Consider the following 26,160-nt stretch of genomic DNA (forward strand, 5'->3'; position numbering starts at 1 on the left):
ACCGGTCCCGCTCCCCGGCGCCGGGCGGTCACCGCGCCCTCAGCGCGTCACCCGGCCGTGGCCTCGTGGTCGCTCCAGTAGTTGACGCGTTCCCGTACGACGGGATAGCCGGCCCTGGTGAAGTGCGCGGCCATCGGGACGTTGCCCTGGTCGGTGGCGGCGGCGATGAACTCGGCGCCCTGTCCGACCAGGAAGTGGGTGCACTCGGCGAGCAGGTCGTAGGCGTAGCCGTGGCCCCGGTGCTCCGGCACCACGCCGACGAAGGCGACGCACGGCCCGCCGGGGTTGCGCGCCGGGATGTGGATGCCGACCGGGTCGCCCTGCGGCGTGCGCGCGATCTGCCACCACTCGCGCGGTGACGGGAACCAGCGCAGGATCTCCAGGTCCTCCCGGGCCGCCTGGTCCACGCCTCCCTGCTCGATGGCCCGGCGGGCGTGGGCGTCGAGGGTGCCGGAGGCGATGCGGCGCAGCAGGCCGAGGAACACGTCGTCGTCCGGTTCGGGGGTGAACAGCAGCCGTCCGGGCCGCTCGGGCAGTCCCCTGTCCGGGGTCCAGCGGTACAGGAAGCGCTGCACCAGGGGGGTGTAGCCGGCCTGGCGGGCGGCACTCTCCCGGACGGCCACCGCGTCCCGGCGCGGCGGGTCGTCGCGCCAGCCGGTGGGCAGGTCGAGCTCGAGTTCGGGTGTCTGCCAGGGTGCCGTCCGCAGCAGCTCGGCGCCCGCCTCCTCCTCGCCCTCGGCGACGTCGAACCAGTTGATCACGAGCGGCTCGGGGTCCTCGGGGCGGCCCCACCAGGCGGCGCGGGCCACGGTGCGGCCGTCGCGCTGGGCGATGCGCTGCCAGTCGGGGCGGTAGCGGGTGTCGCGGTGCTTGTCGCTCAGCGCGAGCGGGTCGGGCATGGTGCGGAAAAGGTGCGCACTGCTCTCGTCGAGCGTGCGGATGACCACGTCGGTCAAGGAGTCCTCCGGGATGCGTACGGTGTGTGCGCTCCCGGTCTGATCAGACGTGACACGCCCGCGGCACGGGGAGGGGGGAGCGCTGGATGGTGGTGATCCACATGACACTCGCCTCCTTCTTCCGTCCGTCTCGGGCGTGGTGATCACAGGCTAGGGGTTCGGCCCGGCCAGGGTCCACCGGTTTTCCCGGGGGCGGTTCCCGCACCGCTCCCGGCGGACCGCGCGCTCCGCCGGGAGCGGCGTAACTTGGGGATGTGGAATCGGTGCGCGGCCGGTCGTCGCGCGGGGACCGGGAGAGTCGCGGGTGGCTGCGGGGCGCGCCGCCGCCGTGGTGGATCCGCGTGCTCCCCGTGCTGCTGCTCGCGGCCGTCGGCTCGGCCACGATGGTCACGTCGCACGCGCGCGACCTCGGCTTCCTGCTGGGTTCCATCCCGCCGCTGGCGGTCCTGTCCTACGGCCCGCTGATGACCGGCCTGCTCGGTGTGGGCGTGATCGTGGTGCTGAACCTCCCGGTCACCCATCTGAACCTCCCCGGCAACACGGACGTGCTCACCATCGTGTTCGTGGCCGCGCTGAGCGTGTTCGTGTCCTATGTGCGCAGCCACCGGGACGCCCAGCTCGACACCGAACGGGCGATCGGGGAGGCGGTGCAGCGGGCCGTGCTGCCGCCGCTGCCGGACCGGGTCGGGCGGGTGGGGTGCGCGTCCTTCTACCGGGCCGCGCAGGACGGAACGCTGGTGGGCGGCGACTTCTTCGACGTGCGCAAGGGGCCGTACGGCGTGCGCGCGGTGATGGGTGATGTGCGGGGGCACGGGCTGGCGGCGGTCGCGACGGTGGTGTCACTGCTGGGTGCGTTCCGGGAGGCCGCCCTGGACCAGCCGGACCTGGAGTCGGTGGCCGCCCGGCTGGACCGCCGGCTCGCGGTGGACTCGGCGGGCGTCCGGGACGGTGAGCTGTTCGCGACGGCCCTGCTGCTGGAGTTCGCGGCGGACACGGCCGCGGTCCGGCTCGTGGCCTGCGGTCATCCGGTGCCGGTCCTGCTGCACGAGGGACAGGCCCGGGAGGTGACGGTCGCGCCGGGCCCGCCGCTCGGCATCGGGCTGGTGGGGGTCGATCCGCCGAAGGAGGCCACCGTGACGCTGGGACCGGGCGACCGGCTGTTCGTGGCGTCCGACGGCGTGTGGGAGGCGCGGGACGGCACCGGCGCCTTCTACCCGCTGCCGGAGCGGCTGGCCGCCCTGTCCGGCGCCCCGTCCGCCGAGCTGCCCGGTGCGGTGTGGGCGGATGTGGCCCGGCGGCGTTACGTGATCCGTGACGACGTCACCATGCTGGTGCTGACGCCCGTGCCGTCCGCCGACTGACCCCGTCGTCCCCTCCGGTCAGCCCACGTCCCACAGGAAGCGGTGGGTGTGGATGCCGAAGTACGGGAAGGACCGCACCTCGCGGACGCCCTCGACGGGCCGCACCACGTCGTTGACGAAGTCGAGCAGCGCCTTCGGGCCGGGCGCGACCACCTCGGCGAAGAGGTCGAAGCCGCCCGAGGTGAGCACCGAGTAGACGACCTCGGGGCGCTCGGCGAGGGTGTCGGCGACGGTCCGGGGGTCGCCGTCGACGCCGATGCCGAGCAGGGCCATGGCCTGTCCGCCCATGGCCATCGGGTCGGTGACGCCGACCACCTGGACCGCTTTGGAGTCCAGCAGCCGCTGGAGCCGCTGCCGGGCCGCCGACGCGGACAGCCCGACCTTGGGGCCGAGGTCGGCGTAGGCGATACGGCCGTCGGTCTGCAGCTCGCGCAGGATGGCCCGGTCGATCTCGTCCATGTCCTTCATCCCGTCCGGCTCCCCTGCCTCAGGCGGCCAGTTCGGCGAGCGCGGCGGCGAACACCTCGGTGTGGGTGTCGACGTCCCGTTCGGTGGTGTCCGGGCACATCAGCGCCATGTTGTGGAACGGGGTCAGCAGGATGCCCCGGTTGGCGAGGTAGAGGTGCAGGTAGTCCTCCAGCTCCGGGTCGGAGGCCGCCGCGGACTCGGTGCCGGTGCGCGGGGCCGGGAAGGTGAAGCGGTACTCGGTACGGGCGCCGAGCCGGCTGACCGACCAGGGCAGCCGGTGGGCCTCGATGCCGGCCCGGACCCCCGCCTCGAAGCGCTCGGCGAGGCTCGCCATCCGGGCGAACGCCTCGTCGGTCAGCACGTGCTCCAGGGTGGCGCGGGTGGCCGCGACCGACAGCGCGTTGCCCGCGAGGGTGCCGCCGACGCCGCCCATGTCGACGAGGTCCAGGTCGGTGCGGCCGAGCAGCCGGTCGGCGAGTTCGGCGGAGAGCCCGTAGGCACCGGCCGGGATGCCGCCGCCGATCGCCTTGCCGATGGTGAGCAGGTCGGGTTCCAGGTCCCAGGCGGCCGTGCAGCCGCCGGGCCCGGCGGAGAAGGTGTGCGTCTCGTCGTTGATGAGCAGGGCGCCGTAGCGCCGGGTCAGCTCGCGGACGCCGGCGAGGTAGCCGGGTTCGGGCAGCACGATGCCGATGTTGGTGAGGGCGGGCTCCATCAGTACGGCGGCGATGTCGCCGTGGGCCAGCTCCCGCTCCAGCCCGGCGAGGTCGTTGAACTCGGCGACCCTGCTGGTCAGCGTCACATCGCAGGGCGCGCCGACGTTGCCGGGGCGGGCGGTGCCGGTGCCGTCCGGGCCGGTGACGATCAGCGACTCGTCCACGCTGCCGTGGTAGCAGTAGCTGTTGACGAGGATCTTCGGCCGGCCGGTGACGGCACGGGCCAGCCGGATCGCCCAGCGGTTGGCGTCGGTGGCGGTGAGCGAGAAGCTCCAGCGGGCCAGGCCGAAGCGGCGGGTCAGTTCGGCGCCGACCCACTCGGCGTCCTCGGTGGGCAGCATGGCGGTGGCCCCGCCCAGTTCGGCGTAGCGGCGGTGCACCGCCTCGGTGACGGGCGCGGGTGAGTGGCCGGCCATCGCGCCGGTGTCACCGAGGCAGAAGTCGATGTACGCGTGACCGTCGACGTCGGTGACCCGGGCGCCGCGCGCCCCTGCCAGGTAGCGCGGAAAGGCACCGGCGGTCTTGTTCATCCAGGTCATCGGCACCCGGCCGAAGAGGTGGTCGGCGCGCGCGTACGCCGCCCGGGAGCGCGGGTTGCGGCGTTCGGCCTCGGCGCTCTCGCGGGCCAGAAGGGCGGGCAGACGCGTGCGGTCCATGGGACACCTCGGCAGAGACGGGGAGGGAATGCCGTGAGCGTACGACGGAAACGACGAGTATCTCAAGGGATGACGCTCGAATCGATTGTGTGGACGCTCGAATCACGTGTCCCGCGGATGCCTCCCCCCTCGGACGAGTGACGCATCCCCGTACCCCAACTGACGAACCCCCGCGCGGAGTTCGAACGTCCCCACTCAAACGCCAGGGCGCGCCACCCCTTCCGCCACATAGAAATATCTACAACCATGCATATGCCGGGTTGGCGTGCGGACGCACGAAGTGCCCGGACACGGCCGTTCCCTGCGCCCGGGCAGGCGAGCGAGGACATCCGGAGCAGTGCATGACGAACACGATGTGGATGCGGGGCGTGGAGTGGCTGGCGGCGGCGTCGGCCGACCCGCGCGCCTGCAAATGGGAGTGGGACCACGGCGAGGGCGTCGCACTGCTGGAGGCGGGCCGCTTCTGGGACGTGCTGAGCGTCCCGGACCGGCTGGGACTGCTCGCCCTGGACCTGCTGTGGCGGCCCGGCCTGCCGGTGCCGGGGCCGACGCTGGTGGACACGGCGGCGGGCAGGGTGGGGTTCTTCCTGCCGCCGGACCCGTCCGACGGCTGGATCGGCGCCGGGCTGCGGTACGCGACCAAAGGGTCCTGGGTGACCGTACCGCCGCCCTACCGGCCGGCGCGCTCCCTGGAGTGGCTCGTGCCACCCGACGGCACCGGCACGCTGCACGCGCCCGGCGCCCTGGAGGAGGCGCTGCAACAGGCCAACGGCACGCTGGCGGTGCTCGCCCCGCTGTGCGCGCCGTACCGGTGACGGTTCACAGGTGCCTGGCCTCGCGCCGGGCGCCGCGGGTGCGGCCGGAGAGGGCGGCCCACAGCGCGTCCGGCTCGGCGGGGACGGTCCGCCCCTGCGCCCGCCACTCCGCGACGAGCCCGGCGTAGATCGGCTCCCCGGTACGGTCCATCTGGCGCAGCCGGCGGATCCGGTCCATGCGCTCCATCCGGTCCATCCAGTCCAAGCGGTTCATGCCGGGGCAACGCCCGGAACCCGCCACCGGTACGCCCCGGACCGCGCGCTCACCGGGTCGGGTGACTCCATCGCCCGAACGAGACCTTCCGCCCGTCGGACAAGCATTACGTCGGTCGGGAGCCTCCCGGCTCGCGCCGGGGCGCTCCTATGCCGAGCTGGTCCGGGCTCCCACGTCCGCCCCGCGCACGGTCGCCTCTCAGGTGCCTGGAGTCAGCCCATGCAGCTCACGTCCGTACGCCTGCGCCGGGTGGCCGGGGTCGCCGTACCGGCGGGAGCGCTGCGCGCGCCGCTCACGGCAGAGCCCGCACCGGCCGCCGCCCGGCCGTGTCCGTCGGTCTCGAAACCGGACGTCCGCGTCCTCTCCCCCGCCGTGAGGCGCCGGCTCGACGCGCCCGTACGGTGGATCATGCGCGAGGCGAACGTGCCGGGCGTGGCCGTGGGCACCTCCCCACGGCACGTGTGCGACCTGCCGACCGCGCCGGCGGCCGGACAGGGCGAACCCGGCCGGTTCCCGGCCCGCTCGTCCCTGACGCGCGGCCGGCGAGCCCGAGGCCCCTGGAGACGTGACGGGCCACGGGCCGGTCCCGGCGGACATGGCTCCGCCGGCGGCCTGGGGGGGTGGCCGCCGGCGGAGACGCCGCGCCCCGGGCGGGGGGAAGGCCCTGGGCGACTCAGAGGTCGGATGCCCGGGAATCCGGGAAGTACGCGCACGACTTCCGGCAACGGGAGGGCACGATGGCGGTGCCGCCCGGCGCCGGTCGTCCGCGCCTGGCGCGACGGCGCGAGCCGCACCCCGCACGCCCGGCTCTTCGCCCCCTGGGGTATGCCCCAGGCGGGCAGGCCCGACCGGACAGCCACCGCCGGGGCGGCCGGAATGCCGACCGGGCCCGCTGTGTCCGCAGGCCGACAGACCGACAAGCGGGCAGGCCGCAGGCCGAGTCCGCCAGCCGGTGCGGTCCCGGTCGGACGGTCGGGCCGGCCGAGCCGGTCAGGCCAGTGGGGTTCGGCCTGGTGGGACAGGCCAGTACGGCCGGTCAGGCCGGGCGGACCCGTCAGGCCAGCGGGGCCCGTCAGGCCGGTGGGGCCCGGCCCGGTGGGCCCGTCAGACCGGTGGGAACGCTACGGCCGGTGGGGCCGGGCCGGACCCGGCGGGCCGGTCAAGCCGGATGGCCGGTCAAGCCAAGGTATGAGGCCACAGGTGTCCGTCCCGCGCCCCGGGACCGCATAAGCTCGGCAGATGGCGAAGTACTTCGACGTGCACCCCGAGAACCCGCAGCCGCGCAGCATCGGCCAGGTCGCCGACGCGGTCCGCTCGGGCGCGCTCATCGCATACCCGACCGACTCCTGCTACGCCCTCGGCTGCCGGCTGGGCAGCCGGGACGGGACGGACCGGATCCGCTCCATCCGCCGGCTGGACCACCGGCACCACTTCACCCTGATGTGCCGGGACTTCGCGCAGCTCGGCCAGTTCGTCCGGGTCGACAACGACGTGTTCCGGGCCGTGAAGGCGTCGACACCGGGCAGCTACACGTTCATCCTGCCAGCCACCCGCGAGGTGCCGCGCATGCTCCAGCACCCGAAGAAGAAGACCGTGGGCGTGCGCATCCCCGACCATGTGGTCACCCAGGCGTTGCTGGCGGAGCTGGGTGAGCCGCTGCTGTCCAGCACGCTGCTGCTGCCGGACGAGGAGGAGCCGCTGACCCAGGGCTGGGAGATCAAGGACCGGCTCGACCACGTGGTGGACGCCGTGGTCGACTCGGGCGACTGCGGCACCGAACCGACGACGGTGGTCGACTTCTCCAGCGGCGAGGCGGAGATCGTCCGGCGGGGCGCCGGGGACACCAGCCGCTTCGAGTGAGCGCCGGGGGCACCGGCACCCACCGGGCGAACGCCGGGGAGGCCGGTTCCCACCGGCCGGGCACCCCGGCCGACGCACGTGAGCACCGGGGGCGACCGGCCCGCCGGGTGAGCACCCCGGCCGCTCGACACGGACGCCAACGGCATCGCACGGACCCGGCCGCGCCCGCCGCGCACGCAGCGCCACCGGCACCACCCTCGGCACCGGGCGAGCCACCCGAGCCGCTGCCCACCGCGTGCGAGCGCCCCGGCACCGGCGGCCAGGCCACGCGTGGGCCCGCCCCCACTCAAGCCCCGCGCGTGAGCGCCCGGGGCACCGGGTGCGCCGGACCGGATCTTGCGTGGCAGCATGGCCGTAGCCGCGGCGCCGGGCGGGCATCCGCCGCCCGCGCCCGTTCCCGAGGGAGGGCCTTCTCACCATGACCGATGTCCAGGCGACCGCCGTCGACATCCCCACCGAGGACGGCGTCGCCGACGCCTATCTCGTCCATCCGGCCGACGGCCGGCCCCGCCCGGCCGTCCTCTTCTACCAGGACGCCTACGGTCTGCGGCCGTACCTGCGGTCGATGGCCGACCGGCTCGCCGGCGCCGGTTACACGGTGCTGGTGCCGAACGTGTTCTACCGTCTGGGCCGGGCACCGGTCCTCCGGCTGCCCGAGTTCATCGACCCGGGCGCCGACCCGACCCTCTGGGAGCGGCTCGGTCCGATCGTGGCCGGGCTGACGCCGGACCAGGTGAGGCGGGACGCGGACGCCTACCTGCGGTGGCTGGCCGACAGCCCGGTCGCGGCCGACGGCCCGGCCGCGCTGACCGGCTACTGCATGGGCGCCCGGCTCGTGCTGTGGACCGCGGGCGCCCACCCGGACCGGATCGCGGCGGGGGCCGGCTTCCACGGCGGGCGCCTCGCCACCGACGACCCGGACAGCCCGCACCTGCAGGCTCCGGCCATCACCGCCGAGCTCTACTTCGGGCACGCCGACGAGGACCCGTCGCTGCCGCCGGAGCAGGTGGCCCGCTTCGAGGAGGCGTTGACCGCCGCCGGGGTGCGGCACACCTGCGAGGTGTACAGCGGTGCCCACCACGGCTACACCCAGGCGGACACCCCGGCCTACGACCGGGAGGCCGACGAGCGGCACTGGGCCGCGCTGCTCGGTCTGCTCAAGCGCACGTTCTGACCCCGTTCGGGCACCGTTCCGACCCTGTTCGGGCACGTCCCGACGCCGGGCCCGGCGCCCTCCCCGACGGCGGGCGCCGGGGCCGATCTTGTCCATGTCATTGACATGCACTCGTCTCAGCCTCAACCTGAGAGCGCTCTCAAGCAGGTACGGACCAATTCCGTACGACCCCGACCCCACACGGAGGTGGAGAGTGCCCCACAGGTCCAACCGCCGCGCGCTTCCCCGTCGCGCGCTCCCCCTGGCCGCCGCCGCGGCGCTGCTCGGCGGACTGCTCGGCCTCGGCGCACCCCAGCGCGCCGACGCCGCCGTCCCCGACACCATCCCGCTGAAGATCACGAACAACTCGGGTCGTTCCGAGCCGGTGTACCTCTACGACCTCGGCACCCAGCTGTCCTCGGGACGGCAGGGCTGGGCCGACGCGAGCGGCGCCTTCCACGCCTGGCCGGCGGGCGGCAATCCGCCGACCCCCGCACCGGACGCGGCGATACCCGGCCCGGCCGCCGGGCAGTCCACGACCATCCGCATCCCCAAGTTCTCCGGCCGCATCTACTTCTCGTACGGCCAGAAGCTCGACTTCAGGCTCACCACCGGCGGACTGGTGCAGCCGGCCGTCCAGAACCCGTCCGACCCCAACCGGAACATCCTCTTCAACTGGTCGGAGTACACGCTCAACGACTCCGGGCTGTGGCTCAACAGCACCCAGGTGGACATGTTCTCGGCGCCGTACGCGGTCGGGGTGCAGCGGGCCGACGGCAGCGTCGGCAGCACCGGGCACCTGAAGTCCGGCGGCTGGAACGGCTTCTTCAGCACGCTCCGCGCGCAGCCGGGCGGCTGGGCGGAGCTGATCCAGACCCGTCCCGACGGCACCGTGCTGCGCGCACTGTCCCCGCTGTACGGGGTGGAGACCGGCGCCCTGCCGGCGAACGTGATGGACGACTACGTCGGCCGGGTCTGGCAGAAGTACGCGACCTCCACGCTGACCGTCACGCCGTTCGCCGACCAGCCGGACATCAAGTACTACGGCCGTGTCTCCGGGAACGTCATGAACTTCACCAACTCCTCCGGCGCGGTCGTCACCAGCTTCCAGAAGCCCGACGCGGCCAGCATCTTCGGCTGCCACAAGCTGCTGGACGCACCCAACGACACCGTCCGCGGGCCCATCTCCCGCACGCTGTGCGCCGGTTTCAACCGTTCGACGCTGCTGGTGAACCCCAGCCAGCCGGACACGACGACGGCGAACTTCTACCGGGACGCGGTGACCAACCACTACGCGCGCGCGATCCACGCGCAGACGGCCGACGGGAAGGCGTACGCGTTCGCCTTCGACGACGTCGGCAACCAGGAGTCGCTGGTGCACGACGGCAATCCGCAGCAGGCGTATCTGACGCTCGATCCGCTGAGCTGACACGCGAGCGGTCCCGCACCCGGACGGCCGGGTGCGGGACCGCTGTCGTCAGTGCCGGATCAGCCGGTCGTCAGGGCCGTGTCGTCCACGACGAAGCTGGTCTGCAGCGAGGAGTCCTCCACGCCGTTGAACTTCAGCGTGACCGTCGAGCCCGCCAGCGAGGACAGGTCGAAGGTCTTCTGGGTGTAGCCGGAGGCCGCGTTGAGGTTCGAGTAGGTCGCGAGGGTCTTCGAACCGGCGGTCACCGTCAGCTTGTCGTAGGCGGTGCTGCCGGACTCCGCGGTGTCGACGTGCAGGTAGAAGGTCAGGGTCGCCTTGCAGCCCGCGGGGATCGTCACCGACTGGGAGACGCTGTCGGTGTGCGAGGAGCCGTACCCGTCCAGCCAGGCCTTGTAGGAGCCGCTGTGGGCCGCCTCACCGCTGTCCGTGGTGATGACGCCGCTGGTCGCGGTCCAGCCGGTGCTGCCCGACTCGAAGCCGGGGTTGCTCAGCAGCTGGGTGGAGGTGCAGCCGCCGCCGGTCGTGCTGACCGTCCAGCTGAAGGTGGCGGTGCCGGTCGCGCCGGTGGAGTCCTTGACCGTGACGGTGGTGCTGGAGGTGCCCGCCGCGGTGGGCGTACCCGAGATCAGACCGGTCGAGCCGTTGATCGACAGGCCGGCCGGCAGACCGGAGGCGCTGTACGTCAGGGCGCCGCTGTTGGTGCTGCTCGCCTGGATCTGCAGGCTCACGGCGGTGCCGACGGTGGAGGACTGGCTGCCCGGGTTGGTGACCGTCACCCCACTGCTCGGCGGGTTGATGTGGCCGCCCACGTTGATACCGGCGAAGGCGTTGCCCACCCCCGCGTACTGCGTGGAGTTGGTGCCGTACAGCGCCGCGGCGGCGTTGAGGGCGGCGGTACGGGCGCCGGCGTAGTTGGTGCTGGACGTCATGTACGTCGTCAGCGCCTTGTACCAGATCTTCAGCGCGGCGTCGCGGCCGATGCCGGTGACGGCGACGCCGTCGGAGGTCGGGCTGTTGTAGGTCACGCCGTTGATGACCTTGCTGCCGCTGCCCTCGGACAGCAGGTAGAACATGTGGTTCGCCGGGCCCGAGGAGTAGTGCACGTCCAGGTTGCCGACCCCGGAGTACCAGCTGTCCGCCGAACCGCCGTCCTTGCTCGGCTTGTCCATGTACCGCAGCGGCGAGCCGTCGCCGTTGATGTCGATCTTCTCGCCGATGAGGTAGTCGCCGACGTCCTTGGAGTTGTTCGCGTAGAACTCCACGCCGGTGCCGAAGATGTCGGAGGTCGCCTCGTTCAGGCCGCCCGACTCACCGCTGTACTCCAGGCCGGCGGTGTTGGAGGTGACGCCGTGGCTCATCTCGTGGCCGGCCACGTCCAGCGAGGTCAGGGCGTGGGTGTTGCCCGAGCCGTCGCCGTAGGTCATGCAGAAGCAGCTGTCGTCCCAGAACGCGTTGACGTAGCCGCTGCTGTAGTGGACGCGGCTGTAGGCGGCGACGCCGTCGTTGCGGATGCCGCTGCGCCCGAAGGTGTTCTTGTAGAAGTCCCAGGTCTCCTGCGCGCCGTAGGCGGCGTCGGCGCCGGCGGTCTGGGTGTTGGAGCCGGTCCCGTCGCCCCAGACGTCGTCGGCGTCGGTCATCAGAGTACCGGTGCCGGAGGTGCCCCGGTTGAGGTTGTACGTCTTGTGCCCGCCGCGCGTGGTGTCGTTGAGCTGGTACGTCGAGCCCGACAGCGTGGTGTTCAGGGTGACGCTGCCGCTGTACTGGGTGTTGCCGGTGCCGGTCTTGACCGCCTGGTACCGGTACAGCTCCTTGCCGGTGGTGGCGTCGGTGATGACGTGCAACTGGCTGGGCGTGCCGTCGTCCTGCAAGCCGCCGACCACCGTCTCCCAGGCGAGCTTCGGGGTGCCGTTGCCGGCCCAGATCACCTTGCGGGCGCTGTCGGTGGTGGGCTTCTCGGCACGCAGGGTCTTCGCGGCCTTCAGGGCCGTGGTCGCGGCGGCGGCCTTGCTGACGGTCGCGGTGGTGGAACGCACCTTGATCGTGCGCTTGTTGTTGAAGGTGGCGCTCACCGTGCCCTTGGCCAGGGAGGCGGGCGGGGTGTGCACGACGAGGTCGCCGCCGAGGACGGGCAGTCCGGCGTACGTGCGCTCGTACCGCGTGTGCAGGGTGCCGTCGTTGTCCTTGACGACGTCCTTGACGACCAGCTTCTCCTGGGCGCCGAGGCCGAGGGTGCGCGCGGTCGTGGAGGTCTGCTGCCGGGCGCTCTTGACCAGCGCCTGGTGCTGGGCCGGGCTGAGCCTGGCCTCCAGGCCGCCGGTGCGCAGCGGGCCGGGGTGGGGGGCGGCCGGTGCGGCGGTGGCCGGGACCGCCTGGAGGCCGACGGCGAGGAAGGCCGCGGTGGAGACCAGGGCGGCTCCTACCGTGGCCCGCTTGTGGGGAAGGGGTCTGTGGGGTCTCACTCGTACTCCTCCTGCTGCGACCGCGGGTCTGCGGCCGGTGACAGACGGGCAGACGGGACTGCTGCCCGGGGTGAGCTGAGCTGTGCGGGACCGTGATCCATGAACGTGTGGGGTGGATCAGCGTGCTGAGGGAGAATGACAGCATTGACCGAGCCATGTCACCCAACGGCGGGTCAATCGAGGGTTTTCCCTATCGCCCCGAGCGCGAACAAGGGAGGCGGGACGGGCGGCGTCCAGGGCCGTAGGTCGGGCGGTGGCGGAACCACGTCCCGGCCGAGGAGGGGGCACGACCCATGACCGGTCCCGCCACGCCGCCCACGCCGGCGGCGCAGCGGCGGATCGACACGCGTCGCGGGCCTGCTGGTCGACCGGGTGGTCGTCCTCGCCGCCCAGCCGGTGGCTCCAGATGCGGGCCGAGTGCGGCACCGACGTCACCCACCCGGTCCGCGAGGCGGGCATCCGGCAGTTCCGGTACGTCGGCACCGGTCTGCCGACCGCCGGCCCTGGCGCACGCCCGGACGCCGCTCGCCTTCTCGGGTCCGGCGTCCCGGCCGCCGCGAGGATGCGGTCCGGGTCCCTGGCGTCGGCGTCGACGGAGGCGGTCGCCCCCTCGCGGGAGTCCTCGATCGGGCCCGGGAGGCCTGCGACGGTCTGATCTCATCGCCCCGGCGCCGTACCGGTCACCCCTTGGCGCCCGGAGCCCGGCTCCCCGGTCCCGCGGGCCGTCGCGGAACACGGAGGGCTCGCCCGCAAGCCGTGACCGCCGCGCGCGCGTGCCGTGGGCGTCACAGGCGCACGGTCAGCTCCACGGTCACCTCGTCGCCCACCGCCAGCCCTTCCGGCGCCCGCACGGCCCTCTTCAGCGGGAGCAGGTACGCGCCGTCCTTCGGGAAGAGCGAGGTGGCGAAGCCGGTCGCGCCGATCCTGGCCGTGACGGGGACCGCGCCCCAGCCGTAGGTGGCCTGGGCGGCCACCTCGCCGATGTCCGCGGACTCCTGTCCGGGCACGGCGACGAAGTAGTACGGCGACGGTCCCCGCCACTCGACGACCCGGCCGGAGAAGGAGAGTTCCATGCGATCCGTTCCCGTGCGGAGGAGGGGTGCCCCGTCCCGCAGAGGGTAGCGTGCCCTAACCCACCGTGCGCCTGGGCGCGTTGGGCGTGACCCCGGCATTCCGCCGCTGACCGGCGCGTTGTTACCGTGCACCGCGTGTCTGACTCCTCACGCGATACCGCACAGGGCGCCGGCTGGGGCGCGGCCGAACCCGGCACCTACGGACGGCTGATGCCGGACCACGTCGAGAAGCTGTCGTGGCTGAACCCGCGCGTCCTGTGGGCCGCCCGCAACGGCGTGCTGGCGTCCTGGTTCGGCGACCCGACCGGCCGTACCCGCAGCCGCTGGGTGGCGTCCCGGGCGGCCGCGGGAGCGCCCGCGGACAAGGTGGTCCGCCGGGACGTACCGGAACGGTTCTCCTTCATGGTCATCGGGGACACGGGTGAGGGGGACGACTCCCAGTACGCCGTCGTGCCCGGCTTCCTCGAAGTGGGCCGGGACACCGACTTCGCGGTCATCGCCAGCGACGTGATCTATCCCGTCGGCAGCGCCGACGACTACGGCGACAAGTTCTTCAGGCCGTACCAGGACTATCCCGCGCCGATCTACGCGATCCCCGGCAACCACGACTGGTACGAGGACCTCGGCGCCTTCATGCGCGTCTTCTGCGCCGACCCCCCACCGCCCGCCCCTGAGCCCCGGCCCCGCCCGCTCACCCGCGCCTGGTGGCGCTCCCTGCTGTGGCACCGGGCGCGCCCCGTCGACGAGCAACGGCTGGCCAGGGCACGGGAATTGCGCGCGGCGCCGGGCCAACAGGCGGCGCAGCCGGGCCCGTACTGGGCGATCGACGCGGGGCCGGTGCGGATCGTCGGGATCGACACCGGTCTGCTGGGCACGGTCGACGCCGAACAGGGCGCCTGGCTGCGGGAGATATCGAAGGGGTCCCGCCCGAAGATCCTCGTCACCGGATCGCCGCTGTACGTCGACGGGGAGCACCACCCCTGCCCCATCGAGGGCGGCGGCACGGTGGACGAGATCGTCCGGGCCCCCGAGCACCACTACGTGGCCGCGATCGGCGGCGACATCCACAACTACCAGCGGTACCCGGTCGACGTGGACGGGCGCACGATCCAGTACGTCGTCGCGGGCGGCGGCGGGGCGTTCATGCACGCCACGCACACCATCCCGCCGGTCGCGGTCGGCGGGGTCACCGAGGGCGCGTTCCGCTGCTACCCGCTGCGCGGCGACTCGCTCGCCTTCTACAGCCGTCTGTACGGCCGCAGGCTCCGGCTGCGCCGCTTCTTCACCCTCACCGAGCAGGAGGCGACGGCGGTGATCGCCGAGCGGCTGGGCATCGAACCGGCCCGCGCGCCCGGCCCGGACGTCCGGGTCACCCGCCGTGCCCGCCTGGTCGCGAGCCTCCTCGGGGCCGGCCGCCGCCCCGGCCGTCCCGCCCGGTTCCGGCTGCCCGTCCGGAAGATCTACACCCAGCTGTTCTCGCCGTCCTCGGCCACCTACAGCCCGCCCTTCTTCAAGTGCTTCCTGCGGCTGGACGTCGCTCCGGACGCGGTCCGGCTGCGCTGCTTCGCCGCGACCGGCAACCGCGCGCAGGAACTCGAACCGCCGGTGGAGGACGAGGTGGTCATCCCGCTGCCCCGGACCGCGTGATCACGGCGCCGGCCGAACCGATCACACGGTTGTCACACTCGCCTGCGAGAATCGGTGCGGAGCCGACGTACCACCGCTGGAGGAGCCCGTGCCGTCCACCCGTCGCCCGCTGCGCAAGCTGGGCTTCCTCACCATCGGCCTGTTCGACCCCGCGGACCCGGGCCGGGGCCACGAGTCCACCCTGGAGATCATCGAGCTGGGCGAGCGGCTCGGCTTCGACAGCGCCTGGGTCCGTCACCGGCACCTCCAGTACGGCATATCGTCCCCGGTCGCCGTGCTGGCCGCCGCCTCGCAGCGCACCCGCCGGATCGAGCTGGGCACCGCGGTGACACCGCTCGGCTGGGAGAACCCGCTGCGGCTCGCCGAGGACCTGGCGACGGTGGACGTGCTGTCCGGCGGCCGGCTGAACCCGGGCGTCAGCGTGGGCCCGCCCCTGCACTACGACCAGGTCAAGGACGCCCTCTACCCGGGCACCGCCGACGCGGAGGACTTCTCCTACGAGCGCGTGCGGCGGCTGCTCGACCTGGTGCGCGGCAAGCCCGCCACCGACTTCAGCGGGGTGGAGGGCATCGAGGTCTTCAGCGACGTCGTCCAGCCGCACTCCCCCGGGCTGGGCCGGCGGCTGTGGTACGGCGGCGGCAGCCTCGGCTCGGCGCGCTGGGCCGGCGAGCACGGCATGAACTTCCTGACCAGCAGTGTCGTCAAGGCGGAGGACCCCGAGGCGCCCCTGGACTTCGCGGAGATCCAGCTGTCCCACATCCGCGCGTTCCGCGCCCGTCACCCGGACGGGGAGGCGGCCCGGGTCTCCCAGGGGCTGGTGGTGATCCCCACCGACTCGGCGACACCGGAGCAGCGCGCCAAGTACGAGGCCTACGCCGCCGGGCGCCTGCCCCGTACGGCCTCTCCGCAGGGCCCGGCCCGGCTGCTGTTCGCGCCGGACCTGGTCGGCACCTCCGCGGAGCTCGCCGAACGGCTGCACGCGCACGCCGCGTTCCGCGAGGTGGACGAGGTGGCGTTCGCGCTGCCGTTCACGTTCGAGCACGAGGACTACGTGCAGATCCTGACCGACATGGCGACGCGGCTGGGCCCGGCGCTGGGGTGGCGGCCCGCCGCCTGAGTCACCAGCGGCCCGCTGCCGTGCCGGTGACCGGTGCGGAGGGCCGCCCGTCCACCCCGACCGGCACCTCACCGTGAAGCATCACCCGGTGCATGACCCGCGGGGAGCCCACACGCACATGGTCGCTCGGCGCCAGGTGCATCGTGGCCCGGTTGTCCCAGAAGGCGACACTGCCGGGCTCCCAGCGGAAGCGGACCGTGTACTCGGGGCGCACGGCCTGCTCCAGCAGCATCTGAAGCAGTGCCGCGCTCTCCGGCCGGGAGACGTCCACGATCTGCTCGACGTAGTAGCCGTTCACGAACAGCACCCGTTCCCCGGTCTCCGGGTGCACCCGGACCAGCGGGTGCACGGAGGCGACCTGGTGGTCCAGCAGGTGGCGGAGGTAGGCGTCGTCGCCGGGCCGGGGCTGGTAGCCGACGCCGAGCCGGTGTTCGGCGCGCAGGCCGTCGGCGAAGGCGCGGACCGGTGCGGACAGTCCGGCGTAGGCGGCGGCCAGGTTGGCCCACGTGGTGTCGCCGCCGTAGGGCGGGACGGTCTCGGCGCGCAGGATGGTCGCGGCCGGCGGGTCGACGCGGGCCCCGTGGTCGCAGTGCCAGCCGCGCAGCAGGGTGTGCCGGCGCCGGCTCAGCCACTCGTCGTGGTCCATGCCGTACCGTCCGCCCAGTTCCAGCCGGTCGGCGGTGGTCTCGATCTCGGGGAAGCCGGGCGGGGAGTGCGGTCCGCGGCGCGGGAGCACCACCGGTTCGCCGAAGCGGCGCGCGAAGGCGACGTGTCCGGCGTGGTCCAGCCGCTGGCCGCGGAAGAACACCACCTTCCAGCGCAGCACCGCGTCCCTGATGAGCGCGGTCACCGCGTCGTCCAGTGGCCCGGCGAGGTCGACGCCGGTGATCTCGGCCCCGATGTGCCCGGCGACCGGCCGCACCTCCACGCCCGCGACGTGACCCGTTCCGTCCGCGGCCGCCCTGTCCGTCGTCATGCGCCCTCCGGTGCTCGTCCGTGTCCGCTACCGGGGAGATCGTGACACCCTCTGCCCCGGCACGGCGAACTCCCGTATCACCGTGTTCCGGAACACGGCCGTGCCGCCGGCGCTGAACAGGGCCAGACGGTCGTCGACCAGGTAGGGGAACACCTCGGCGGAGTGCACGTACCGGCCGTCGTCCACGAACATCTCGACGGACGTGCGGTCCACGAGGATCCGCAGCCGCACCCGGCCGGCGGACCGGTCGAACGGGGTGCGGCTCTCCTGCCGGGTGCCGCCGGGGTCGGGGTTGACCGTGCCGCGCCGGTTGAGGAAGGCGTAGTCGCCGTACACCCCGGCGTCGATGTGCCGTACACCGTCCCGGGAACGGCGCAGCTGGACGCCCGCGCCGGTGAGTTCGGACCAGGTGATCTCGGTGCTCAGCTCGTAGGAGATGCCGGTGTGGTCGAGCGTGCGGGTGCCGTCGACCGTCAGGTCGCCGAGGCGCACGGTCCTGGAGACGTAGGCGTCGAGCGCGGGGACCGGGCGGGAGGCGAGGTGGTAGCCGCCGGAGGCGGTCCTCCTCAGGGTGATCTCGCGGACGATCGAGTCGGTGCCGTTGAAGCCGTCGCCGTCGATGGTGGGGGTGGTGTGCGCGTAGGCCCAGTTGTTCAGCCAGGCCAGGGCGTGGCGGGTGGCCGGGTCCACCGTGCCGTCCGGGTTCCGCTTCTCGAAGGTGACGGCCGCGTACCAGTCCCAGCCGTGGTCGAGCCACTGCGGGTCGGCGGAGTCGGCGGTGAACCCCGCGCCGTCGAACGAGCCCGTCCAGTAGGCGTAGGTACAGGGCTGCCCGGAGCCGGTGCCGTCCGCGCTCACGCCCAGCACCCACTTCACGGCGCCGTCGTCGGCGGTGATGCGGAACAGGTCGGGGCATTCCAGGACGCCGAGGCCGTCCTTGACGAAAGCGCCCGCGTACGTCCAGGACCTGAGGTCCGCCGAGTGGTAGAAGCCGACCTTGTTCCGTTCGGCGAGGGCCATCACCCAGCGGTCGTGGTCGTCGTCACGGATCAGCTTGGGGTCGCGGAAGTCGAGGACCCCCGGGTTGGGGAGAACGGGGTCGGTGCCGTGGGGGGTGAAGGTGCGGCCGCCGTCCGTCGAGTAGTACAGGAACTGCTCCTGGTGGTCGGTGCCGCCGCCGGGTGACATGGTGACGACGGCGACGACCGCGCCCGCGCCGAAGCCGGCCGTGCCGGTGGTGTCGACCACCGCCGAGCCCGACCACACGTCGCCGTTGACGGTCGTGTCCTTGGGGACGGCGATGCCCCGGTCGGTGAAGGAGACGAGGTCGGTGCTGGTGGCCAGCCGCCACGCGGTGCCCTCCACGCCGTCCAGGTAGTCGGCGTTGTAGAGGTAGTAGCAGTGGTACTCGCCGTCGATCCAGACCGGGCGCTGCGGATCGTTCTTCCACTGGTCGGGCACGGTGAAGTGGTAGTCGGCGCGGTACCGCGCGCATCCGGCCGCCGCCCCGGGCCGCGGCCTCGCCCCGGCGGGCGCCGCGGGCAGCAGCGCCGCGCCCGCTCCTGCGGCCGTGGAGGCGAACAGGGCCCTTCTGCTCAGACCACGCATCTCTCGGTGTCCCCTTCCTGACGGGTCATCGGCTCAAGGGACTGTAGACCTAACTCGTTAAAGGTCAAGTGTTCCCGCGCCTTGACACGGATGTGACGCGCTTTTCATCATCGTGGGCATCACTCCTCGACTAACACGAGTTAGGCACGCTTGGATGACCGACTCGCTCTACTCCCGCCGCGCCCTGCTGCGGTACGGCGCCTACGGCGCGGGAGCCGCCGCGCTCGCCGGCACCGCCGCGAGCTGGGACCGGCTCACCGGAGCCGACATCCCGGGCCGCGACGACGGCTCGCTGGTCGTCGCCACCCTGGGTTCCGCGTTCTCCCCGGCCGGGGTCCGCGCCCTGGTCGACGGCTTCCGCCGGCTGCACCCCGACATCAAGGTCCGCGTCAACGCGGTGCAGGCCGTGGACTGGTCGGACTTCTTCGCCAAGATCCTCACGCAGATCGCGGCGGGCACCGCGCCCGACCTGGTCTATGTGGCCACCGAGGGGGTGCAGCTGTTCGCCCGCCACCTGGGGGTGCCCCTGGACCGCTGGGTGCGGCGGGACGCGGCCGAACTGCGGGAGTACTTCGCCGACGTCCACCCCTCACTGGTGGAGTCGATGATGTACGAGGGCAGCCTCTACCAGCTCCCGATCGAGTTCAACGCCGCCGACATGTACCTCAACACCCGGGTGCTGCGGCGGGCCGGCGCCGAGTTCCCGGCCGGGGACTGGACGCGGGACGACTTCACCGCGCTGCTGCGCCGGATGAAGAAGGCGAGCGACTCGCACTTCACGCCGTACTTCTGGACCAACCGGCTCTGGGGCGGGGTGGTCCCCTGGCTGTTCGCGAACGGCACCAACCTGCTCGCCGAGTCCAAGGCGCCGGGCGGCTCCTGGCTCTGGGACGCCTTCTACCCGGCGGACCGGCGGCGGGGCCGCGGGGGCGGCTTCCGCTGGACGACGCCGCAGGTGACGGACGACCGGGTGGTGGAGGCGTACGACTACCTCGCCTCCCTGGTCCACGACGGGCTGTGCACCCGGCCCGAGGGCGGCAACGGCCAGAACCTCATCGGCGTGTTCTCCACCGGCCGGGTCGGGGTCACCCCGGCCGGCGGCTTCTGGGCGGGCGGTCTGCATCTGGCCGGGATGCGCGCCGACGGCTTCGACGTGCAGTACTTCCCGCGCCGGCACACCCAGCGCCACCAGTTCGGCGCGGCCGGCTACGCGCTGCTGCGCACCTCGAAGAAGCAGGACGCGGCCTGGGAGTTCATCAAGTACTCGGCCCGCCGCGACACCCTGAGCACGCTGTTCACCACCAACCAGACCACCCCGGCCCGCCGTTCGATGCTGACCGCGGACCGCTACCGGGAGACCGGCCCGGCGCACTGGCGGGTCTTCTACGACACCCTCGACCGGTTCCCCGACACCGGGCCCATCCCGGCCCCGCCGCAGGTCGCCGAGGTGACCCAGGTGCTGCTGAAGCACACCGGGACGGCGCTGTCGAGCCCGGGCTCGGTCGGGCCGGCGCTGCGCCGGATGCAGGGCGATCTGGAGAAGGCCATGGAGCGTGACGTATGACGGACACCCGGATCTCCTCCGTGCGGCCGCGGGCCGCGAGCCCGGCCGCGCGGGCCGTGCGCCCGGGAGCGCGTGAGCGGGGGACGCGGCTGCTGGCGGCGGTGTTCCTGGCGCCGACCGTGGTCGGGATCGTGGTCTTCACGGTCGTACCGATCGTCGGTTCGGCCGTGCTGAGCCTCTTCCACTGGAACGTGATCGACTCGCCCGGTTTCGCCGGTACGGCCAACTACCGGGAGGTGTTCGGCGACACGACCGTTCTGGTGTCCTTCCGCAACACCCTGGTCTTCATGGTCTTCGCGGTCGCCGCGCAGCTCCTGATCGCGCTGGCGCTCGCGCTGACGCTGAACGGCCGGATGCCCACGTGGCTGCGGTCGGTGTTCCGCTCGGCGTTCTTCTTCCCGCTCGTGCTGTCCGCCGCGTCCATCTCGGTGGTGATGAAGTACCTGTTCAACCAGGACTTCGGAGTGGTCAACTGGCTGATCGGCCTGTTCGGGATCGCTCCCGTGCCCTGGCTGACCTCCGAGCACGGCGCGATGGCCACGGTGGTCATCGTCTACGTGTGGCAGCAGTTCGGGTTCTCGTTCCTGCTGTTCGTGGGCGGACTGAACAACATCCCCAAGGAGATCCACGAGGCCGCCGCGCTCGACGGCGCGACCGGACCGCGCAAGCACCTCGCCATCACGCTGCCGCTGCTCTCCCCCACCCTGCTGGTGGCCTCGGTGGTCGGCATCATCAACGCGCTCCAGGTCTTCGAGCAGCCGTACGTCCTCACCGACGGCGGCCCCGGCGACTCCACCCGCACGGTCGTGATGGTCATCTACGAGAAGGCCTTCGAGCAGCTGCGGTTCGGCGAGGCGTCCGCGGTGGGCGTGCTGCTGTTCGTGCTGATCATGGCGGTCACCGCCCTCCAGTTCCGGCTCAGCCGGCGTTTCGTCCACTACCAGTGAGCCGGGTGAGTCCCATGAGCCAAGCAGTTCCGACCCTCAGCCGTGCCCGGTACGCGCTCGGACCGTGGGCGCGGATCGCCGGGCTGACGGTGTGCGCGCTGCTGACCCTCGGGCCGGTCGTGTGGACCGTGTCCACCTCGCTGCGCACTCCGGCGGAGTCGTTCGACCTGCCGCCGCAGATCATTCCCGCGCATCCCAGCGCCGCCGCCTACCACGGTGTGTTCGAGCAGATCGACGTGTGGCTGCTCGCGCTGAACTCGACGCTCGTGACCGCGTTGATCGCGGTCGGCCAGATGATCACCGCGGGGCTCGCCGGTTACGCCTTCGCCCGGCTCGACTTCCGTTTCAAGAAGCCGCTGTTCGGTCTGGTCCTGGCGACCATGATGGTCCCCTTGCAGGTCACGATCGTCCCGGTGTTCCTGGTGCTCAAGTCGACGGGCCTGACCGACACCCTGCTCGGTCTGATCGTTCCGGCGTTCCCGACGGCGTTCGGCACCTTCCTGATGCGCCAGTACTTCCTCGGCATGCCGAAGGACCTGGGCGAGGCGGCGATGCTGGACGGCGCCGGGCCCTGGCGGATCTTCCGTTCCGTGTACGCCCCGCTGGCCCGGCCGGGCCTCGCCATCGTCGGGGTGCTCGCCTTCAACTACCACTGGAACGAGTTCTTCCGCCCGCTGATCCTGGAGACCTCCGGCCAGAACTACACCCTTCCGCTGGGATTGGTCTCCCTCCAGGGCAACCTCGGCACCGGTTCCGTCTCGGTGGTCCTCGCGGGTGTCGTCCTGTCCATGATCCCCGCCGTCGCCGTGTTCGTCGTCGGCCAGCGCCCTCTCCGCGAGGGCATCACCTCCGCAGGAGTCAACCGTTGAGCCCCGCCGCTCCCGCCCCGGACCCGGACGCCCCCCGTTTCCGGGTCCGCCCGCCCGCCCACTGGATCAACGACCCCAACGGCCCCTTCCGCTGGCGCGGCCGTCACCACCTCTTCTACCAGTACAACCCGGCCGCCCCGGTGCACGCCGACATCCACTGGGGCCACGCCTCCAGCCCCGACCTGGTCCGCTGGGAGCACCACCCGATCGCCCTCACCCCGACCCCCGGCGGCCCCGACGAGGCCGGCTGCTGGTCGGGCTGCGTGGTGGACGACGGAGGTGTGCCCACGGCGGTGTACACCGGTGTGGACCACGCCCACACCGGGCTGGGCACCATCTGTCTGGCGCGCGCGGCCGACCCGGCCGACGACCGGCTGCTGGCCTGGCGGCCGCTGCCCGTCCCGGTGGTCCCGGGGCCGCCCCCGGGGCTCGACGTGGTGATGTTCCGCGACCCGTTCGTCTTCCGGCACGCCGGCCACCGCTGGGCCCTGGTCGGAGCGGGCCACGCCGACGGGACCGCGTCGGTGCTGCTGTACGGCTGCGACGAGCTGACCGACTGGCGGTTCGCGGGTGTCCTGCTGGACGGCCACGACCCCGTCGCGGCCGGCGCGTTCGGCGACAAGGCGGTCGGCTGGGAGTGCCCGCAGCTGTTCGGGACGTCCGCCGGCGACCACGTCCTGGTGGTGTCCCTGTGGGACGGCAACCCCCGGACCACCGGCTATCTGACGGGCCGGCTGACGCCGGGAGCGCAGCCCCGGTTCGTGCCCCGCGCCGGCGGCCGGCTCGACCACGGACGGGACTTCTACGCCCCCGCCGTCCTGCAGGAGCCGGGCCGGGCCCTGATGTGGGGCTGGTCCTGGGAGGCGCGGGACGAGACGGCGGTGCTGGCGGCCGGCTGGGCGGGCACGCTCACCGCTCCCCGGGTCGTCGACGCCGGCCCCGACGGCACCCTGCGGGTCGCACCGGCCCCGGAGCTGGAACTCCTGCGCGCCGGCGCCCCGTTCGCTACCGGGCCGGGCCGGGCGGTGCCGCTTCCGCCGGCGTACGACCTGACGGTGACGGCGCACGGCGTCACCACCGTCACCCTGCTGCGGTCGGCGGACCGGGCGCTGACGCTCCGGCTGGACCCGGACGCCGGCACCGCCGTCCTGGACCGCTCCGGGTGGCCCCGCGAGGGTGCCGGGGGAGCGGAACCGGTGACGGTGGCGGTGCCGCCGGGGCCGGACCTCCCCGTGCGCGTCCTCGCCGACGGCTCGCTGCTCGAACTGTTCGTGGCGGACCGGGCGACGGTGACCGAACGGGTCTACCGCCGGCCGGGCGACGCCGCCGAACTGCTGGTCGAGGGCGACGCCGGGGTCAGCGCGTGGGAGCAGGTCCCACCGAGGCGCGGCTGACCACGGGACAGGCCAGCCGCCGCACGGTGGCGGGCGGGGTCCGGCCGGTGTCGATGGCGTCGAGCAGCAGCCGGGCCGCGGCCTCGCCCATCGCCCGGTGCGGCAGCGCGACGGTGGTGAGGGCCGGGGTGAGGAAGGCGGCCATGTGCTCCTGGTCGTCGTAGCCGACCACCGACAGCTCGCCGGGCACGGCGATCCCGAGCCGGGTCGCGGCGTGCAGCACGCCCGCCGCGACCCGGTCGTTGTAGCAGAAGATCCCGGTGGGCCGGTGGTGCGGTGCGGTGCCCGCGAGCAGCCGGGTGGCTCCCTCGTGGCCGCTGGTGATCTCGCCGCCGGTGCGCACGACCCACTCCCTGGGCACGGTGATGCCCTCGGCGCGCAGTGCGTCCCGGAAGCCGCGCAGCCGTTCCACCGAGGCGATGTCGTCCTGCCCGCCGACCAGGGCCACCCTGCGGTGCCCGGCCTCCAGCAGCAGGCGTGCAGCGGTCCGGCCGCCGGCCCGTTCGGCGGGGACGACGGCGGGCAGCGAGCCGTCCTCGGGCAGGCAGTTGGCGAGCACGGAGTGGGTGCGGTGCAGGCCCTCGGGGACGCGGACCCGACGCAGGGACATCGCGGCGTAGATGATGCCGTCCACGCGCCGGTCGAGGAGTTCCGCGACGGCCGCGTCCTCCTTGGCGGGGTCGCCGCCGGAGTCCACGGTGAGGACGAGGTGGTCGCTGTCCCAGGCGGTCTCCATGGCCCCGCGCAGCAGCCGCCCGGCGAACGGGGACGTGGCGATCTCGTCGGTGACCAGGCCGATCACGGCCGTACGGCGGCGGCGCAGACCGCGGGCGACCGGGTCGGGCCGGTAGCCGAGCCGGGCGGCGGCCTGCCGGATGCGTTCCTGGGTGGCGGGTGAGAGGTTGCCCTCGGCGCGGCCGTTGAAGACGAAGGAGACGGCGGTGTGCGAGACGCCGGCGAGCCGGGCGACGTCCCGTGAGGTGGGCCGCCCGCCGCCCACGCCGTTCCTGTCCGCGCCGCCGCCCATGCCGTCCGCCGCCCTCTTCCCACCCGCCCGGTTGATCACCGCTCACCCTATCCGTGAGGCTGGAGACAGACACAGAGCAGACGATCGAGGGAAGGTCTCATCGTGAACGGTGTTCCGCTGTACACGCTCAACGACGGTACGACGATCCCCGCCATCGGCCTCGGCACCTGGCCCCTGGACGACACGCAGGCCGAGCGGGCCGTGCGCACGGCGCTGGAGGCGGGCTACCGGCTGGTCGACACCGCGACGAACTACCGCAACGAGACCGGCGTCGGCCGGGGCGTGGCGGGCAGCGGGGTGCCCCGCGAGGAGGTGGTGGTGACGACCAAGCTGCCGGGCCGGCACCACGGGTACGAGGAGACCCTCGCGTCCTTCGAGGAGTCCCGGCGGCGGCTCGGCCTGGAGTACGTGGACCTGTATCTGATCCACTGGCCGAACCCGCGGGTGGACAAGTACGTCGACGCGTGGAAGGCGATGATCCGGCTGCGTGAGGACGGTCTGGTCCGCTCGATCGGCGTCTCCAACTTCACGCCGGAGCACATCACCCGGCTGGAGAAGGAGACCGGGGTGCTGCCGTCGGTGAACCAGATCGAGCTGCACCCGCTGTTCCCGCAGGAGCAGCTGCGCGCCTTCCACACGGAGAAGGGCATCGCCACCGAGAGCTGGAGCCCGCTGGGCCGGGGCAGCGATCTGCTGGACGATCCGGCGGTCGCCGGGATCGCGCGGGCGCACGGGGTCACGCCCGCACAGGTGCTGCTGCGCTGGCACGTGCAGCTCGGCGCGCTGCCGGTCCCGAAGTCGGCGGACCCCGCACGGCAGCGCGCCAACCTGGACGTGTTCGGCTTCGAGCTGGACGAGGACCAGATGGCGGCCGTCGCCCGCCGCTCCCCGCGCCGGCTCGGCGGGGATCCCGAGACGCACGAGGAGTTCTGAGCCCACGGGGAGCCCGGGGCTACGGCTCCTCGGTCTGCTCCTCCTTGCGTTCCGCGCCGTGCGCGCTCGTCCGCCCCGGAGCGGCGAGGCTGCCGAGGATGTCCAGCAGTTCGGCGCTGCGGCTGCCGGGTTCGGCGTGGAAGACGACCAGGGTGAGTCCGTCGGTGCCGTCCACGGACAGCTTGTGGGAGTGCAGGTCGAGGTCGCCGACCTGGGGATGGCTGAGGTGGCTCACCCGGCCGCGCCGGGGACGGACCTCGTGGCGGGCCCACAGGGTGCGGAAGCGTTCGCTGCGCAGGGACAGCTCGCCGACCAGGTCGCGCAGCCGGGGGTCGTCCGGGTCGGTCCCGGCCTCGGACCGCAGGGCGGCCACGCCTTCCGCGGTGAGGTCCGTCCAGTCCCGGCGCAGGGCACGCTCGGCGGGGTCGAGGAACACGGCCCTCAGCAGATTGACGCCGGGCGCGTAGTTCGGGGTGAGCGCGGTGGCCAGGGCGTTGGCGGCCAGGCAGTCGGTGTAGCGGTTCTGGAGGTAGGCGGGGTTGCGCGGCCAGCCGTCGATGAGCTGGAGCAGGCTCGCCGGGACCTGCTGCGCCCGCCGCCCGGGGCGCGGGCCGGGCCCGGGCCGCTCCTGGGCGAGCCCGACGAGGTGGGCGGTGGCGTCCGTGTCCAGTCGCAGCACCCGGGCGATGGCCTCCAGCACCTGCACGGAGGGGTTGCGGTCGCGGCCCTGCTCCAGCCGCAGGTAGTAGTCGGAGCTGATGCCGGCCAGCATCGCCACCTCCTCGCGGCGCAGCCCCGGCACCCGGCGCAGGCCGCCACCGGGCAGCCCCACGTCCTGGGGCCGTACCAGCGCCCGGCGGGCGCGCAGGAACTCACCGAGCGCGTTCGATCCGTCCACGCCCCCACCGTACGGCCGGCCGG

Annotated in this window: 23 protein-coding genes and 1 pseudogene; 13 read left to right on the forward strand and 11 right to left on the reverse strand. The window is 73.0% G+C overall.

Annotated elements, in window-relative coordinates:
• Positions 1 to 47: 47 nt before the first annotated feature.
• Entirely contained in the window at positions 48 to 956 is a 909-nt protein-coding gene (locus AB0946_RS15180) for a GNAT family N-acetyltransferase (RefSeq protein WP_366761035.1), read from the reverse strand.
• 254 nt (positions 957 to 1,210) lie between these two features.
• Here AB0946_RS15180 and AB0946_RS15185 point away from each other — a divergent pair, with 254 nt between their 5' ends.
• Positions 1,211 to 2,317: a PP2C family protein-serine/threonine phosphatase gene (locus AB0946_RS15185; RefSeq protein ID WP_366761036.1), complete on the forward strand. Its 1,107-nt coding sequence runs from the start codon at positions 1,211 to 1,213 to the stop codon at positions 2,315 to 2,317.
• 18 nt (positions 2,318 to 2,335) lie between these two features.
• Here the strand turns inward: AB0946_RS15185 and AB0946_RS15190 are convergent, their stop codons facing one another.
• Positions 2,336 to 2,776: an Lrp/AsnC family transcriptional regulator gene (locus AB0946_RS15190; RefSeq protein WP_366761102.1), complete on the reverse strand. Its 441-nt coding sequence runs from the start codon at positions 2,774 to 2,776 to the stop codon at positions 2,336 to 2,338.
• A gap of 28 nt (positions 2,777 to 2,804) precedes the next feature.
• Entirely contained in the window at positions 2,805 to 4,154 is a 1,350-nt protein-coding gene (locus tag AB0946_RS15195; RefSeq protein WP_366761037.1) for a transaminase, read from the reverse strand.
• 341 nt (positions 4,155 to 4,495) lie between these two features.
• Between AB0946_RS15195 and AB0946_RS15200 the strand changes: the two genes are divergently transcribed.
• On the forward strand, positions 4,496 to 4,969 hold the full coding sequence (locus tag AB0946_RS15200) for a hypothetical protein (protein ID WP_366761038.1): 474 nt from the start codon (positions 4,496 to 4,498) through the stop codon (positions 4,967 to 4,969).
• A 4-nt stretch (positions 4,970 to 4,973) separates the two neighbouring features.
• Here AB0946_RS15200 and AB0946_RS15205 read toward each other — a convergent pair whose 3' ends face one another.
• The gene (locus AB0946_RS15205; RefSeq protein ID WP_225810782.1) at positions 4,974 to 5,183 is read right to left on the reverse strand and encodes a hypothetical protein; all 210 of its coding nucleotides are present in this window, start codon (positions 5,181 to 5,183) and stop codon (positions 4,974 to 4,976) included.
• A gap of 1,239 nt (positions 5,184 to 6,422) precedes the next feature.
• On the opposite strand from AB0946_RS15205, the gene AB0946_RS15210 reads away from it, so the two are divergent.
• The 3 genes from AB0946_RS15210 to AB0946_RS15220 all read left to right on the forward strand — a co-directional run bounded on the left by AB0946_RS15210 (position 6,423) and on the right by AB0946_RS15220 (position 9,625).
• Entirely contained in the window at positions 6,423 to 7,043 is a 621-nt protein-coding gene (locus AB0946_RS15210) for an L-threonylcarbamoyladenylate synthase (RefSeq protein WP_366755056.1), read from the forward strand.
• Positions 7,044 to 7,461: 418 nt separating this feature from the next.
• On the forward strand, positions 7,462 to 8,217 hold the full coding sequence (locus tag AB0946_RS15215) for a dienelactone hydrolase family protein (protein WP_366761040.1): 756 nt from the start codon (positions 7,462 to 7,464) through the stop codon (positions 8,215 to 8,217).
• Between the two features lie 193 nt (positions 8,218 to 8,410).
• The gene (locus AB0946_RS15220; RefSeq protein ID WP_366761041.1) at positions 8,411 to 9,625 is read left to right on the forward strand and encodes a glycoside hydrolase family 64 protein; all 1,215 of its coding nucleotides are present in this window, start codon (positions 8,411 to 8,413) and stop codon (positions 9,623 to 9,625) included.
• A gap of 59 nt (positions 9,626 to 9,684) precedes the next feature.
• On the opposite strand, the gene AB0946_RS15225 is transcribed toward AB0946_RS15220, so the two are convergent.
• Together AB0946_RS15225 and AB0946_RS15230 are read right to left on the reverse strand one after the other, a co-directional pair.
• Positions 9,685 to 12,084, reverse strand: coding sequence for a M4 family metallopeptidase (locus tag AB0946_RS15225; protein ID WP_366761042.1), 2,400 nt, complete (start codon positions 12,082 to 12,084; stop codon positions 9,685 to 9,687).
• Between the two features lie 117 nt (positions 12,085 to 12,201).
• Positions 12,202 to 12,543 carry an SAM-dependent methyltransferase gene (locus AB0946_RS15230; protein WP_366761043.1) on the reverse strand — a complete coding sequence of 114 codons (342 nt, stop codon included), beginning with the start codon at positions 12,541 to 12,543 and terminating at the stop codon, positions 12,202 to 12,204.
• 205 nt (positions 12,544 to 12,748) lie between these two features.
• Here AB0946_RS15230 and AB0946_RS15235 point away from each other — a divergent pair.
• Positions 12,749 to 12,844, forward strand: a pseudogene (locus tag AB0946_RS15235) (SAM-dependent methyltransferase); the annotation flags it as partial.
• A 25-nt stretch (positions 12,845 to 12,869) separates the two neighbouring features.
• On the opposite strand, the gene AB0946_RS15240 reads toward AB0946_RS15235, so the two are convergent.
• Positions 12,870 to 13,157: a DUF1905 domain-containing protein gene (locus AB0946_RS15240; RefSeq protein ID WP_366761044.1), complete on the reverse strand. Its 288-nt coding sequence runs from the start codon at positions 13,155 to 13,157 to the stop codon at positions 12,870 to 12,872.
• Positions 13,158 to 13,292: 135 nt separating this feature from the next.
• On the opposite strand from AB0946_RS15240, the gene AB0946_RS15245 reads away from it, so the two are divergent.
• Positions 13,293 to 14,804, forward strand: coding sequence for a metallophosphoesterase (locus tag AB0946_RS15245; protein ID WP_366761045.1), 1,512 nt, complete (start codon positions 13,293 to 13,295; stop codon positions 14,802 to 14,804).
• An 88-nt stretch (positions 14,805 to 14,892) separates the two neighbouring features.
• On the forward strand, positions 14,893 to 15,921 hold the full coding sequence (locus tag AB0946_RS15250; RefSeq protein WP_366761046.1) for an LLM class flavin-dependent oxidoreductase: 1,029 nt from the start codon (positions 14,893 to 14,895) through the stop codon (positions 15,919 to 15,921).
• Between the two features lies 1 nt (position 15,922).
• Here the strand turns inward: AB0946_RS15250 and AB0946_RS15255 are convergent, their stop codons facing one another.
• Positions 15,923 to 16,897 (reverse strand): TauD/TfdA family dioxygenase, encoded by a 975-nt coding sequence (locus AB0946_RS15255; RefSeq protein WP_366761047.1) that lies wholly within the window; start codon positions 16,895 to 16,897, stop codon positions 15,923 to 15,925.
• 27 nt (positions 16,898 to 16,924) lie between these two features.
• Positions 16,925 to 18,505 carry a GH32 C-terminal domain-containing protein gene (locus tag AB0946_RS15260; protein ID WP_366761048.1) on the reverse strand — a complete coding sequence of 527 codons (1,581 nt, stop codon included), beginning with the start codon at positions 18,503 to 18,505 and terminating at the stop codon, positions 16,925 to 16,927.
• Between the two features lie 154 nt (positions 18,506 to 18,659).
• On the opposite strand from AB0946_RS15260, the gene AB0946_RS15265 reads away from it, so the two are divergent.
• From AB0946_RS15265 to AB0946_RS15280, 4 genes are read left to right on the forward strand one after another with little or no spacing between them, the layout of a single operon-like run.
• Positions 18,660 to 20,069: an extracellular solute-binding protein gene (locus AB0946_RS15265; protein ID WP_366761050.1), complete on the forward strand. Its 1,410-nt coding sequence runs from the start codon at positions 18,660 to 18,662 to the stop codon at positions 20,067 to 20,069.
• Positions 20,066 to 21,016: a sugar ABC transporter permease gene (locus AB0946_RS15270; protein ID WP_366761051.1), complete on the forward strand. Its 951-nt coding sequence runs from the start codon at positions 20,066 to 20,068 to the stop codon at positions 21,014 to 21,016. Before AB0946_RS15265 ends, AB0946_RS15270 begins: the two co-directional genes overlap by 4 nt.
• 14 nt (positions 21,017 to 21,030) lie before the next feature.
• Positions 21,031 to 21,885, forward strand: a complete 855-nt coding sequence (locus AB0946_RS15275; protein WP_366761052.1) for a carbohydrate ABC transporter permease — start codon at positions 21,031 to 21,033, stop codon at positions 21,883 to 21,885.
• The gene (locus tag AB0946_RS15280) at positions 21,882 to 23,279 is read left to right on the forward strand and encodes a glycoside hydrolase family 32 protein (protein ID WP_366761054.1); all 1,398 of its coding nucleotides are present in this window, start codon (positions 21,882 to 21,884) and stop codon (positions 23,277 to 23,279) included. The genes AB0946_RS15275 and AB0946_RS15280 overlap by 4 nt, the downstream gene beginning before the upstream one ends.
• On the opposite strand, the gene AB0946_RS15285 is transcribed toward AB0946_RS15280, so the two are convergent.
• Positions 23,242 to 24,306 (reverse strand): LacI family DNA-binding transcriptional regulator, encoded by a 1,065-nt coding sequence (locus AB0946_RS15285; protein ID WP_366761103.1) that lies wholly within the window; start codon positions 24,304 to 24,306, stop codon positions 23,242 to 23,244. The genes AB0946_RS15280 and AB0946_RS15285 overlap by 38 nt on opposite strands.
• Before the next feature lie 102 nt (positions 24,307 to 24,408).
• On the opposite strand from AB0946_RS15285, the gene AB0946_RS15290 reads away from it, so the two are divergent.
• Entirely contained in the window at positions 24,409 to 25,239 is an 831-nt protein-coding gene (locus AB0946_RS15290; RefSeq protein WP_366761055.1) for an aldo/keto reductase, read from the forward strand.
• A 19-nt stretch (positions 25,240 to 25,258) separates the two neighbouring features.
• Here AB0946_RS15290 and AB0946_RS15295 read toward each other — a convergent pair whose 3' ends face one another.
• Positions 25,259 to 26,137 (reverse strand): helix-turn-helix transcriptional regulator, encoded by an 879-nt coding sequence (locus AB0946_RS15295; protein ID WP_366761056.1) that lies wholly within the window; start codon positions 26,135 to 26,137, stop codon positions 25,259 to 25,261.
• Positions 26,138 to 26,160: the final 23 nt, after the last annotated feature.

This window comes from Streptomyces sp. NPDC046870, assembly GCF_040704595.1.
Classification (GTDB): Bacteria; Actinomycetota; Actinomycetes; order Streptomycetales; family Streptomycetaceae; genus Streptomyces; species Streptomyces argyrophylli.

Coding starts and splice junctions, on each gene's coding strand:
- AB0946_RS15285 (WP_366761103.1), bottom strand. CDS start 24,306: ATGGGCGGCGGCGCGGACAGGAACGGCGTGGGCGGCGGGCGGCCCACC.
- AB0946_RS15260 (WP_366761048.1), bottom strand. CDS start 18,505: ATGCGTGGTCTGAGCAGAAGGGCCCTGTTCGCCTCCACGGCCGCAGGA.
- AB0946_RS15265 (WP_366761050.1), top strand. CDS start 18,660: ATGACCGACTCGCTCTACTCCCGCCGCGCCCTGCTGCGGTACGGCGCC.
- AB0946_RS15230 (WP_366761043.1), bottom strand. CDS start 12,543: ATGCCCGCCTCGCGGACCGGGTGGGTGACGTCGGTGCCGCACTCGGCC.
- AB0946_RS15205 (WP_225810782.1), bottom strand. CDS start 5,183: ATGAACCGCTTGGACTGGATGGACCGGATGGAGCGCATGGACCGGATC.
- AB0946_RS15210 (WP_366755056.1), top strand. CDS start 6,423: ATGGCGAAGTACTTCGACGTGCACCCCGAGAACCCGCAGCCGCGCAGC.
- AB0946_RS15200 (WP_366761038.1), top strand. CDS start 4,496: ATGACGAACACGATGTGGATGCGGGGCGTGGAGTGGCTGGCGGCGGCG.
- AB0946_RS15215 (WP_366761040.1), top strand. CDS start 7,462: ATGACCGATGTCCAGGCGACCGCCGTCGACATCCCCACCGAGGACGGC.
- AB0946_RS15190 (WP_366761102.1), bottom strand. CDS start 2,776: ATGGACGAGATCGACCGGGCCATCCTGCGCGAGCTGCAGACCGACGGC.
- AB0946_RS15270 (WP_366761051.1), top strand. CDS start 20,066: ATGACGGACACCCGGATCTCCTCCGTGCGGCCGCGGGCCGCGAGCCCG.
- AB0946_RS15195 (WP_366761037.1), bottom strand. CDS start 4,154: ATGGACCGCACGCGTCTGCCCGCCCTTCTGGCCCGCGAGAGCGCCGAG.
- AB0946_RS15240 (WP_366761044.1), bottom strand. CDS start 13,157: ATGGAACTCTCCTTCTCCGGCCGGGTCGTCGAGTGGCGGGGACCGTCG.
- AB0946_RS15275 (WP_366761052.1), top strand. CDS start 21,031: ATGAGCCAAGCAGTTCCGACCCTCAGCCGTGCCCGGTACGCGCTCGGA.
- AB0946_RS15255 (WP_366761047.1), bottom strand. CDS start 16,897: ATGACGACGGACAGGGCGGCCGCGGACGGAACGGGTCACGTCGCGGGC.